Below are 12297 nucleotides of genomic sequence, written 5' to 3' on the forward strand. Positions count from 1 at the left end.
ATCCTCTCTGACTAAATATCTAAGTTTTGAACATAGCGAGCATTGTCTTCAATGAATTTACGACGTGGCTCTACACGGTCTCCCATCAGCATATCTAGTACTTGATCGGCTTCAATTGCATCTTCGACTGAGACTTGAAGCATCCGTCTATTTTCTGGATTCATCGTTGTTTCCCATAGTTGTTCAGCATCCATTTCTCCCAATCCTTTATACCGTTGAATAACTGGTTTAGGGGAAACTGGTAATTCTTCTAATAACTCATCTAATTCAACATCAGAATCTAAATAAACCACTTTTTTTCCTTGTCTTACTTGGTACAAAGGCGGTTGTGCGATATACACATAACCTGCTTCAACGACCGGACGCATGTAACGATAAAATAGGGTCAATAAAAGCGTACGAATATGGGCTCCATCCACATCGGCATCGGTCATGATCACTAATTTATGGTAACGTGCTTTGGAAAGATCAAAGTCTCCGCCAAAACCAGTTCCCATCGCTGTAAAGAGCGAACGGATTTCCTCGTTGGCTAGAATACGATCCAAAGTCGCTTTTTCCACGTTTAAAATCTTACCACGAATCGGTAAAATAGCTTGGAATAAACGAGAACGCCCTTGTTTAGCAGACCCACCGGCAGAATCTCCCTCAACAATAAATAGCTCACTGATCGATGGATCTTTACTTGAACAGTCGGCTAATTTCCCCGGCAAGTTACTGATTTCCAACCCGCTCTTTTTACGGGTAACTTCACGGGCACGTTTAGCAGCTAAACGAGCTCTAGAAGCCAACAACCCTTTTTCGACGACTTTTCTAGCTACTTGAGGGTTTTCCATTAGGAATTTATCAAAATGAGCTGAAAAAAGACGGTCCGTAATGGTTCTTGCTTCAGAGTTTCCTAGTTTTGTCTTAGTTTGTCCTTCAAATTGCGGATCAGGATGTTTGATCGATACCACAGCGGTCAATCCTTCACGAACATCTTCCCCAGTTAAATTCTCTTCTGACTCTTTTATCAGTTTATTTCGTTTAGCGTAGTCATTGATCACTCGTGTTAGAGCTGTTTTAAACCCTGATTCATGCGTTCCACCTTCATAGGTATGGATATTATTGGCAAATGTCAATAAGTTGGCATGATATCCGTCAGTATATTGCAAGGCAACTTCTACTGAAATACCTTGTTGTTCGCCTTCTAAAAAGATTGGATCTTCAAACAAGACATTTTTATTTTTGTTTAAGAAGGCTACATAACTTTTAATTCCGCCTTCATAGTGGTATTCCAATACTTTAGGAGTTTCTTCCCGTTTGTCTTCAATCGTTATTTTTAAGCCACGATTTAAAAAGGCCAATTCGCGCACCCGAACGGCTAAACGTTCAAAATCATAAGTAGTAGTTTCTTTAAAAATTTCTGGATCCGGTAAAAAATGAACGGTTGTCCCATGACGATCCGTATCCCCGATCACTTCCACGTCATTTAAAACAGCCCCTCTAGAATACCCTTGGAAATAAATCTTTCCATTTTTGTGTACACGAACTTCTAAACTAGTGGATAAGGCATTCACGACTGAGCCACCTACGCCATGTAAACCACCAGAAACTTTATAGCCTCCGCCACCAAATTTCCCACCGGCATGTAGAATCGTGAAAACCGTCTCAAGAGCAGGACGTCCTGTTTTCTTTTGGATATCTACTGGAATCCCACGTCCGTTATCAATAACGGTTATGCTGTTATCTTCTTCAACGATCACATTGATTTCATTAGCAAATCCAGCTAAAGCTTCATCAATCGAATTATCAACGATCTCCCAAACTAAATGATGCAGACCTTCACCGCTGGTTGAACCGATGTACATACCTGGACGTTTACGAACAGCTTCCAATCCTTCTAACACTTGAATTTGACTCGCATCATAATCTTGAGCCAAATCGGCTTTGTTTCTCATTTCTTCAGACAAATTCATTCACTCTCCATTTCTACATGACCATTTTCTATATGAAAAATTCTTGGAGCATCCAGCATTTCCTGTTTCACTCCATCTAAACTAGTTGTTGTTAAAAACGTTTGAACTTTATTTTGAATCACTTTTAATAAATGAGTCTGACGTTCATCATCCAATTCGGACAGGACATCATCTAATAACAAAAGTGGGTATTCTCCTGTCATTTCTTTCATCAAATCAATTTCTGCCAGTTTCACGCTTAAAGCTGTAGTTCTTTGTTGCCCTTGAGAGCCAAACGTTTGCACATTGCGCCCATTGACACTGAATTTTAAATCATCACGATGAGGACCAAAAAGCGTAATACGTTGATCAATTTCGCGTTTTCGGCCTTGTTCATAAGCTTGTAGCAAGTCTGCTTGATTCTGCTTTTTATCTTTCGGATTCGTTAAAACGAGTCCGGAAGCATATTGAATCTCTAAGTGTTCTTTCTGTTTAGAAATTTCTTGATGGATCGGAGCTGCCCAATTACCGAGTTTTTCCACAAATAAAAAGCGCTCCGCCAAGATAGCAGCTCCATGTTCTACTAACTGATCAGTCAACACTTCTAAAAAGGTTACATCTTGTTTTTGTTGAAAAGCTAGCTGTTTCAGATACTGATTGCGCTGTTTCAAGACGCGTTGGTATTGGACAAGATGATGTAAATAAATAGGGCTCATTTGGCCCATTTCCATATCTATAAACTTCCTTCGGATGGAAGGCGAGCCTTTCACTAAAGATAAATCTTCTGGTGCAAAAAGGATGACGTTCAAGTGGCCAATATATTCACTCAATTTTTTTTGCTCTAGATGGTTAAATTTAGCTTTTTTTCCTTTAGTAGAAATAATGAGTTCTAACGGAAACTGAGCATTCTTTTTTTGAACTCTCCCGCTTACTCGTGCAACTTCCTCTTCCCAGCGAATGAGTTCTTTATCATTTGCTGTTCGGTGACTTCTCGCCATTGCCAATACATAAATTGCTTCCATCAAACTGGTTTTTCCTTGAGCATTTTCGCCAAGAAAAACGTTAATGCCTTCTGAAAAATGAGCTTGCGCACTTTCATAATTACGGTAATTTGAAAGTTGGATATCTTTCAAAAACATTAACGTTCATCCTCAGAAGCCTGACTGATCGAGTCAACAGATTGTATAAAAAAAGTCCCTTCTTCAGGAATTTCTACAACTGTACCCGGATACAGTTTTTTGCCTCTTCGATTTTCTAATTCATTGTTTACTAAAATAGTATGTTCTGCTAAATACCATTTAGCCATTCCTCCGCTGCTGATAATGTCGGCATGCTTTAAAAACTGGCCCAATGTAATGAATTCATTCTCAATCATGATATTCTTTTTCATAAAATCACCTGCTTTCAATAAAATAAGCGTGGAGTATAAAAAACCCACGCATTTCGCACTTCTTTATTAATACCATTATACCCTTTTTTTCTTCATATTACAAATAATATTAGAAAATAAACCAGCTTCATTACATTTTGATAAACAAATACAAAAAGACCCTAAAAAGCTAAAAGTTCCTTAAAAGGGTAAAAAAAGGCTTTTTTTGAAGGAAGATAAAAAAATGAGTCGAGTTTACTCGAGCTAGTTCTGAAAATAGTCAGTAAGAATAAAAAATAGAACTGCTCTCACATGTTTCCATTCAGAATCTAATGCAGAGAGGCAGTCCTATTTTAAATTTTTAACTATCTTTGGGTTGGATGTAAAACTATTTTATCCCTTGTTGTTAGGCTGAAATACAAAATTTGATTAACTTTATCTAATTTTTCTGTCTTTTATTGTGCAGTATAACCGCCGTCAACTGCCAATTCAGCACCTGTCACATATTTAGATTCGTCTGAAGCTAGATATACGCAAGCATAAGCAATATCGTCAGCGTCACCAACATACTTCAGTGGTATCCCTTGAAGCATCTTGTCCAAAATTGTGGGTACGGATAAAGAAGGGGCAGACATTGGCGTTTTAATTGTTCCTGGGTGAATGGAGTTGCAACGGATGTGATCAGGTCCATAATTGACTGCAACGTTTTTAGTGAGCAAACGAACCCCGCCTTTTGAAGCTGTATAAGAAAAAGGACCGCCAGAACCAACTAATCCCGCAATTGAAGAAATATTTACGATCGACCCACCGCCATTTTCTTTCATAGCTGGAATCACTCGATTGACACCTAAGTAGACACTCTTCAAGTTGATGTCTATTACTTTTTGCCATTCTTCTTCATCCGTTAATTCAGCTGATTTTGTATAATCTCCAGTAATCCCCGCATTGTTAACCAAAATATCAATTTTTCCAAAAGTTTTCAGTGTTTCTTCTTTGACGTGATCCCAATCAGCTCCAGAAGCAACATTTTGTTTAATTGCGATCGCTTCTCCGCCTTTTTCTTTGATATCAGCAAGCAATTCTTGCATTTTTTCTTCTTGAAGATCTGTTAGGACAACTTTAGCCCCTTCTTTTACGAACATAACAGCTGTTGCTGCTCCCATTCCATTAGCTGCTCCAGTAATGATAGCTACTTTGTTTTCTAAAAGTCCCATTTTAAAATGTTCCTTTCCATAAATAACTTTAATAATGTTATTTTAGCGATTGGTGAAGCTATTTACAAGAAATAAGGAAAGAAATTCTATTATTAAGAAATTTCATTGCTAAATCATAGTGTGTTTGAAGAAGGCCAAAATAAAAGACTGTTTTTCTATAAAGTTAGAAAAACAGTCTGGCTTTTCTTAGAATGTCCGAACAGGTGTAATCAATTGGATAAAGTTTTGATCGTTTTCGCTCGGTACTAAAATAAAAGGCCGAACAGGCGATGTAAATTTTATTTTAATATCTGTTTGTCCAAATGTTCTTAACGCATCTTTCATGTAGTCTGGGTTGAAAGACAATTCGATTGGTTCACCTTCAACAGCCAGGTAATCAACTTCTTCTTGCACGTTTCCTACATCAGGAGAGTTTCCGGAAAGTTTCACTAATTCTGGATTGACCGTAATTTTGACAACATTATTTTTACCTTCATGTGACAATAACGATGCTCGTTCAATTGCTCCTAAAAGGACTGTGGCATTAAATTCAACTTCAGATGATGAACTGTCAGGAATCAGACGTTTTGTATCGGGATAATAACCTTCCAAAAGACGAGAATAGAAATACATATTTTCTGTTTTGAATAGAACTTGGTTTTCAGTAACCATCATTTCTAAGTTTTCAGAATTATCAACTAATGTACGAGCAAGTTCAATCAAACTTTTCCCTGGAATAATGACATTGTATTTCTTGCTTGCTTGTTCCTCTGTCATTTCCAATGGAATAATGCGTTGGCTCAAACGGTGACTGTCAGTAGCCACAGCCAGAAGTTGACCATTTTCAATGACCATATTGACACCAGTCAAAATAGGTCGGCTTTCATGAGTTGAAATAGCAATGACAGTTTGCCCAATGACTTGTTTGAATAAACCCACTGGTAAAGTAAATGATTCGTTTGTATCAATAACTGGTAAATGAGGGTAATTATTAGCATCTAAGCCATTAATGGTAAAAGATGCTGTTGCTGAAGTGATCAAGGTTTGAAAATGATCCAATACTTCTAATTCCATCGTTTCTTCAGGTAATTTTTTTACAATTTCACTGAAAAAACGAGCTTGTAAGACGATGCTTCCAGTTTTTTCAATGGTTAAAGCATTGGTCTCATCGGTTACTGGAATAAATGTTTCGATAGAAATATCCGAATCACTTCCCGTTAAGGTAAGTCCTTCTTCGTTAGCTACGATTTTGATCCCCGTTAAAATCGGAATAGTCGTTCTTGAAGAAATTGCACGTTGGACATCTGCAATGCTTTTTAAGAATGAACTTCTTTTGATTGTAAATTTCATTGAGTAAACCTCCAAAATTATAGTTAATTAATTTAATAAGATCTTTAGTAATAGTAGTAGGGCCTGTGGATACTGTGGGTAAGTTATTTGACGCTTAATATTACAAGGTTTTCCACATGTGGATAAGTTGTGGGTAACCTCGAGATAACTTTTATAGTTATATACATGGGCACAGATATTTTTTATCTCTTTAAAATGAGTTTAACGGATAATAGGAAAAAATGTAAATGAATAAGTCCATTACTTAAAAAAATTATTTCAATTTATTTTTTATTTCTTCTATATCTTGTTTTAATTGGTGATCTTTTGTAATAGCATGGGTAATTTTTTCATAAGCGTGAATAACAGTTGTATGATCTTTTCCGCCAAATTCAGCTCCGATTTTTGGTAAAGAATTTGCAGTTAATTCTCGTGAAAGGTACATAGCTATTTGTCTAGGAACAACAATGGATTTTACGCGCTTTTTCCCTTTTAAGTCGGTTAACGAGACTTGATAATATTTGCAAACCGTATTTTGAATATCGAGAATGGATAACGTACTCGGCTTATTTGTATGCAGCATGCTTTTTAAGGCATCTGCAGCAAGACTAGTAGTGATATCCCGACTTTCGATAGCAGCATAAGCTTGTACGCGTACTAAAGCTCCTTCTAATTCACGGATATTAGAGTCGATTTGTCCTGCGATATAGCTCAACGTATCATCTGGTATTTCCAATCTTTCAGCATTGGCTTTTTTCCGTAAAATGGCAATCCGGGTTTCCAAATCTGGCGGTGTGATATCCACTGACAAACCCCATGCAAATCTGGAAATCAACCGTTCTTGTAATTTAGGAATTTCGTTTGGTAAGCGATCGCTGGTTAAAACAATTTGTTTCCGGTCATCATATAAAGCATTAAATGTGTGAAAGAATTCTTCTTGTGTTCCTTCTTTGTCCGCAAAAAATTGAATATCATCGACTAATAAAAGATCCACGCTCCGGTATTCATTCCGAAATTTTTCTTGCATTTTATTTTGAATAGAATTGATGAAATCATTCGCAAAGGTTTCGCTACTGACGTACTTTACTTTTGCATCTGGGTTTAATAACAACATTTGATGGCCGATTGCATGCATTAAATGGGTTTTCCCAAGGCCGACGCCTCCATAGAAAAACAAAGGATTGTAAATCGTACCTGGTTCTTCAGCAACGACTAATGCTGCTGCATGAGCCATTTGATTACCTTTTCCGATAACAAAAGTATCAAATGTGTATTTGTCGTTTAATTGAATGTCCTTTTTAAAGGCATTTTTTTGCATGAGCGATTGGCTTTTTTGTTTTCCAGCAGTGTCTGGATTTTCCTGTTCATTTTTAATAACGAATAAGGGAGAAATTTCACGACTGGAGTATTCATAGATATTTTCGACAATGCGAGTGGCTAAGTTATTTTCCCAATATTCTTTATGTAAAGAAGAGGGAACTTCAATAATGATATTGTGTTCAGTGATGCGAACGGGGTGAGCACTTTCGATCCATGTATCGTAGCTGACTTTGGAAAGTGACTCTTTAAATTTTTCTTTTAAAAAATTCCACAAAGATTGCAAGTCATCCAAGCAAAGAACCTCCTTTATAAATCTGTCTTTCTTATTTTAGCACGTTCGTTAAAAGTTTTCCACAAGTAGTTTACTCCTGTTGAAAATTCATCCACCCTGTGCATATACAGTTATCCACAAGGTGAAAAAGACAGTGGATAACTTCTTCATTTAATGAGTTGTTCACTTAAAAAGTGGATAAAAGGTAAAAATGAAAGCTATAAGACACAGTGTTTTTGACGGTTATCCACAGTCCTCACAAAAAAAGATTCAGTGCTTACACACAGCTTGTTTGTTTGTGCATAACTTCAAAATAACTTGTTCCTAATAAAAAACTAGAAATAACTTATACCAGAGGCTGTGGATAATAAAAATGGTTTGTGGATATCTTTACATGCTGAGAAATAGAGTGAAAATAACCATAAGTTTTTAGTTATAGGTGGAAAAAGAAGAATAGATTTAATAAAAATCAGCGAGGAAAGGAAGGAAGAATAAATAGAATCAACTGTCTTTCGTTTACCTATTATGATGTAGCAAATAAACAGAAAGAGGAATATAAAATGCAAATTTGATGAGAATAATGTAAAAGAAAACGATTAAGCTGTAAAAAAATTAAAAAGAAGGTTTCCTATTTCTGAGATTTATGCTATCATACTGAAGTGAATGAATGAAAATAGGTTTGTCTCTTATTTGATTAAACTATTTTTAGTTCGTTATAATAATTGAGACTGTCTTATGTTGAACACGTACAAAATGATGAGAGATAGTTATTGCAGGAGGTGTATTACGAATGAAAAGAACTTACCAACCTAAAAAACGTAAACGTCAAAAATTACATGGCTTCCGTAAACGTATGAGTACAAAAAATGGACGTAATGTATTACAAAGTAGACGCCGTAAAGGCAGAAAATCATTGTCTGCATAGATCACTGAACGTCTCAGTGGTCTTTTTTTTCTTTTTAATTGCAGTTTTTTATGCAATTTGTAACTGTTCAAAAAAAGTGATGAGAGGTTATTTGAATGAAAAAAGCCTATCGTGTCAAAAAAGAATCAGAATTTCAAAAAGTTTTTCATCATGGAAAATCTACAGCTAATCGGCAATTTGTTCTTTATGTATTGGATAAAAAAGAACAACCTCATTTTCGAGTAGGCTTATCGGTCGGCAAAAAAATAGGGAATGCTGTTACAAGGAATGCGGTTAAACGAAAAATACGTCAAAGTTTAACCGAACTAAAGCCACATTTAAAAACGGAAGCAGATTTTATTGTAATAGCCCGCAAGCCAGCGGCGACTATGTCAGTAAAAGAAACTAAAAAAAGCTTGATTCATGTTTTAAAATTGGCTAAATTGTTAAATTAGCTTATTTTTATTTAAAGAATGCGGAGGGAAAAACGTGAAAAAACGTAAGCGATTACTCCTGTTATTAGGAACTGTTTTATTAGCAGTTGTTTTGGCAGGATGTGGGACAGCACCTATTACTGCTGAAAGTACTGGTTTTTGGGATCGGTATATTGTATTGAATTTCTCGCGTGTGATTATTTGGTTATCTGATTTATTTGGCGGCAGTTATGGTCTGGGGATTATTGTTTTCACTTTGATCATTAGAATTATTTTATTGCCGTTGATGCATGGACAAACTAAAAGTACGCGCAAAATGAGCGAATTACAACCGCAACTTAAAGCTCTGCAAGCAACCTATTCTTCTAAGGATGCTGAAACTCAAAGCAAATTAAAAGAAGAAACTTCTAAATTGTATTCAGAAGCTGGGGTTAATCCGGCAGCCGGGTGCTTACCATTACTGATTCAAATGCCTGTATTAATGGGACTGTACCAATCAATCAGCCGGACGGAAGCATTAAGCACGGGAAACTTCTTATGGATGAACTTAGGTAAACCAGATCCAATGTTTATCTTGCCTGTCTTAGCAGCTATTCTAACGTATGCGACTACAAAGTTGTCAAGTATGAGTCAAGCAGAATCAAATGCTACAACGACATCAATGATGTACATGATGCCGGCCTTGATTTTATTTATGGGGATCACTTTACCGAGTGCGTTATCATTATACTGGGTAGTAGGAAATGCTTTCTCTGTAGGGCAAACACTGTTATTAAATAACCCATTTAAAATCAGAAAAGAACGTGAAGAAAAACTGCAAGCTGAACGTGAACGACAACGTGCATTAGAAAAAGCGTTAAATCCGAAAAAGAAGAAGAAAAAGAAATAAATCTTTACTATCGATCAAGAGGAGATAGAACGGAGGATTAACAGATGAATAAGTACACAGCTCAAGCAGCGACAACAGCAGAAGCGATTCAAAAAGGATTAAAAATTTTGGGTATCAGTGAAAAAGAAGCTTCTATTGAAGTTATTACTGAAGGAAAAAAAGGCGTATTTGGTTTTGGTCAAAAAGATGCGATTGTGATAGTTGAAAAGAAAAAAATCGAAGCACCTCTAACACGATCAGATGCAAAAATTGATTCAGCGGCTATACTAGAAAACTTAGAAGGCCCGGAAGCTCAAAAGCAAGTTAAAGCAGAGTTTCAAGAAGAGAAAGAAGCGTCTCATCAAGTGGACCAAGAAGTTACAGATACGACTAAAAACGTGCAAAATGATGAAGAAGCAGTGCAATTAGTTTCCGCTTATTTAATTGATATTGCTCAAAAAATGGGTGCTCCGGCAACTGTATCAGCAGATATTGATGCCTCACAACGTCAAGTCGTTTTTCATATCCATACCGAAAAAGCTGGTTTGATTATCGGCAAACACGGGAAAGTTTTAAATGCTTTGCAATCACTTGCGCAAGTAGTGTTGTACCACCATGCAAAAACTAAGTTCACTGTTATAGTGAATGTTGGAGATTACAGGGAACGCCGTGAAGCTACGTTAAAACATCTGGCTGAACGCACTGCAGAAAAAGTTATGACTACTAATCAACCTGTTTTTTTAGAACCGATGCCTGCTTTTGAAAGAAAACAAATCCATTTTTACTTAAGTAAAAATAAACAAGTGACAACCCATTCAGAGGGCAATGAGCCTCATCGTTATTTAGTGGTTGAACCGACAAAATAAGAATTAAGAAAAGCTTGCTAAAGAAAGAGGCTGATCCTTTTGGGTCAGCCTCTTTCTTTTTTTTAGGTTGGCCTTTTATATGAATAAGAGAGCTTATTCTGAAAGAGGAGCACGATTTAGACAAACAACTTAGGAAAAAATGTAGTAGAGCTTCCAAGGTTTAACCTGTTTCTGACCGGATTCATTTTTATTGCGTGAAAAAAGATAAAACGCTTGCATTTTCTTGTGCAACAAGGTATATTCAACTTGTATATACAAGTTGAATATCTTTTTAAAAGGAGGAGAAAAAAATGGCAGATTACAAGCAAGATGCAAAACAATTGTTACAAGATATTGGAGGTCCGGAGAATATTTCTGCAGTTAGTCACTGTGCGACTCGGATGCGTTTTGTGCTAAATGATCCTGCAAAGGCGGATAGCAAAAAGATAGAAGAAATACCTGCAGTTAAAGGAACATTTACGCAAGCTGGTCAATATCAGGTTATTATCGGTAATGATGTCGCTACTTTTTATAATGAGTTTGCGAAAATTTCTGGTAAAGAAGGTGTTTCAAAAGATGAGGTGAAAGCAGCCAGTAAACAGAACCAAAATCCGGTTCAACGTGCTATGTCCGTTTTAGCTGAAATTTTTTCGCCTATTATTCCTGCAATTGTTGTCGGGGGGCTGATTTTAGGGTTCCGTAATATTTTAGAAGGCGTTCCGATGGAGTCACTTGGTCAACAGGTAATTGATGGTGCAGCACAATTTACTAAAGCTGGTGCTCCGATCTACAATACTATTGTAGATGTAAGTCAATTCTGGAGCGGCGTCAACAGTTTCTTATGGTTGATCGGCGAAGCTATTTTCCACTTCTTGCCAGTTGGAATCACATGGAGTATTGCTAAAAAAATGGGAACCACTCAAATACTAGGAATTGTTTTAGGAATTACATTAGTGTCACCGCAATTATTAAATGCTTACAGTGTAGCTGAAACAGCAGCTGCAGATGTTCCATTTTGGGACTTTGGTTATTTCCAAATTGATATGATTGGTTATCAAGCACAAGTTATTCCTGCTATGTTAGCTGGTTTCTTATTAGCTTATTTAGAGTTATGGCTGCGTAAAGTTATCCCGCAAGCTGTTTCAATGATTTTTGTACCGTTCTTCGCATTGGTACCGACTGTCTTGATTGCCCATACTGTTTTAGGTCCTATTGGCTGGGTTATCGGAGGATGGATTTCAAGTTTAGTTTATGCAGGATTAGGCAGTTCGGTCAATTGGCTATTTGGAGCTTTATTCGGCTTCTTGTATTCACCACTCGTTATTACGGGACTGCACCATATGTCAAATGCCATCGACTTGCAATTGATTGCAGACTATGGCGGAACCAATTTATGGCCAATGATCGCTTTATCGAATATTGCCCAAGGTTCTGCTGTACTAGCGATTATTTTCCTTCACCGCGGCGATAAAAAAGAAGAACAAGTTTCGATTCCAGCAGCTATTTCATGTTACTTGGGTGTAACAGAACCGGCGATGTTCGGGATCAATATCAAATACGTTTACCCCTTTGTAGCAGCAATGATCGGTTCTGGTCTAGCTGGAATGGTTTCAACGATGTTTAACGTTACAGCAAATTCAATCGGAGTCGGCGGACTTCCTGGGATTCTTTCAATTCAAAATCAATACTGGATCATCTTTATTATTTGTATGGCCATTGCTATTGTAGTGCCGTTTGTCTTAACTGTTGTGTTCCGCAAATACAATATCTTTAATAAATCAGATCAAACCATTGAAGCAAGCCAACCAGAATTAGGACAATAATTTTTTA

General features: G+C 36.8%; 11 protein-coding genes. 5 read left to right on the forward strand and 6 right to left on the reverse strand.

Features of this window, described 5'->3' with window-relative positions:
* Positions 1-11: 11 nt before the first annotated feature.
* The 6 genes from gyrB to dnaA all read right to left on the reverse strand — a co-directional run bounded on the left by gyrB (position 12) and on the right by dnaA (position 7437).
* On the reverse strand, positions 12-1937 hold the full coding sequence (gyrB, locus tag BR87_RS08265) for a DNA topoisomerase (ATP-hydrolyzing) subunit B (protein ID WP_404813334.1): 1926 nt from the start codon (positions 1935-1937) through the stop codon (positions 12-14).
* A gap of 14 nt (positions 1938-1951) precedes the next feature.
* Positions 1952-3073, reverse strand: a complete 1122-nt coding sequence (gene recF / locus BR87_RS08270) for a DNA replication/repair protein RecF (protein WP_035030878.1) — start codon at positions 3071-3073, stop codon at positions 1952-1954.
* Positions 3073-3324: a S4 domain-containing protein YaaA gene (gene yaaA / locus BR87_RS08275; RefSeq protein ID WP_035033025.1), complete on the reverse strand. Its 252-nt coding sequence runs from the start codon at positions 3322-3324 to the stop codon at positions 3073-3075. The genes recF and yaaA overlap by 1 nt, the downstream gene beginning before the upstream one ends.
* 434 nt (positions 3325-3758) lie before the next feature.
* Positions 3759-4517 carry an SDR family NAD(P)-dependent oxidoreductase gene (locus BR87_RS08280; protein ID WP_035030881.1) on the reverse strand — a complete coding sequence of 253 codons (759 nt, stop codon included), beginning with the start codon at positions 4515-4517 and terminating at the stop codon, positions 3759-3761.
* Positions 4518-4703: 186 nt separating this feature from the next.
* Positions 4704-5846, reverse strand: coding sequence for a DNA polymerase III subunit beta (gene dnaN / locus BR87_RS08285; RefSeq protein WP_035030884.1), 1143 nt, complete (start codon positions 5844-5846; stop codon positions 4704-4706).
* A 253-nt stretch (positions 5847-6099) separates the two neighbouring features.
* On the reverse strand, positions 6100-7437 hold the full coding sequence (gene dnaA / locus BR87_RS08290; RefSeq protein WP_035030886.1) for a chromosomal replication initiator protein DnaA: 1338 nt from the start codon (positions 7435-7437) through the stop codon (positions 6100-6102).
* A gap of 769 nt (positions 7438-8206) precedes the next feature.
* On the opposite strand from dnaA, the gene rpmH reads away from it, so the two are divergent.
* From rpmH to treP, 5 genes are all read left to right on the forward strand, one after another.
* Complete coding sequence (gene rpmH, locus BR87_RS08295) at positions 8207-8341, forward strand: 50S ribosomal protein L34 (protein ID WP_034551597.1); 135 nt, start codon at positions 8207-8209, stop codon at positions 8339-8341.
* A 95-nt stretch (positions 8342-8436) separates the two neighbouring features.
* A complete protein-coding gene (rnpA, locus tag BR87_RS08300; protein WP_035030888.1) occupies positions 8437-8775 on the forward strand; it encodes a ribonuclease P protein component in 339 nt (112 codons plus the stop codon).
* A gap of 34 nt (positions 8776-8809) precedes the next feature.
* Positions 8810-9643 carry a membrane protein insertase YidC gene (gene yidC, locus BR87_RS08305; RefSeq protein ID WP_035030891.1) on the forward strand — a complete coding sequence of 278 codons (834 nt, stop codon included), beginning with the start codon at positions 8810-8812 and terminating at the stop codon, positions 9641-9643.
* Between the two features lie 44 nt (positions 9644-9687).
* Complete coding sequence (gene jag, locus BR87_RS08310) at positions 9688-10488, forward strand: RNA-binding cell elongation regulator Jag/EloR (protein WP_035030893.1); 801 nt, start codon at positions 9688-9690, stop codon at positions 10486-10488.
* A gap of 290 nt (positions 10489-10778) precedes the next feature.
* Positions 10779-12290, forward strand: a complete 1512-nt coding sequence (gene treP, locus BR87_RS08315) for a PTS system trehalose-specific EIIBC component (protein WP_035030894.1) — start codon at positions 10779-10781, stop codon at positions 12288-12290.
* The last annotated feature ends 7 nt before the right edge of the window (positions 12291-12297 follow it).

Source organism: Carnobacterium mobile DSM 4848 (assembly GCF_000744825.1).
In the GTDB taxonomy this organism is placed as follows: domain Bacteria; phylum Bacillota; class Bacilli; order Lactobacillales; family Carnobacteriaceae; genus Carnobacterium_A; species Carnobacterium_A mobile.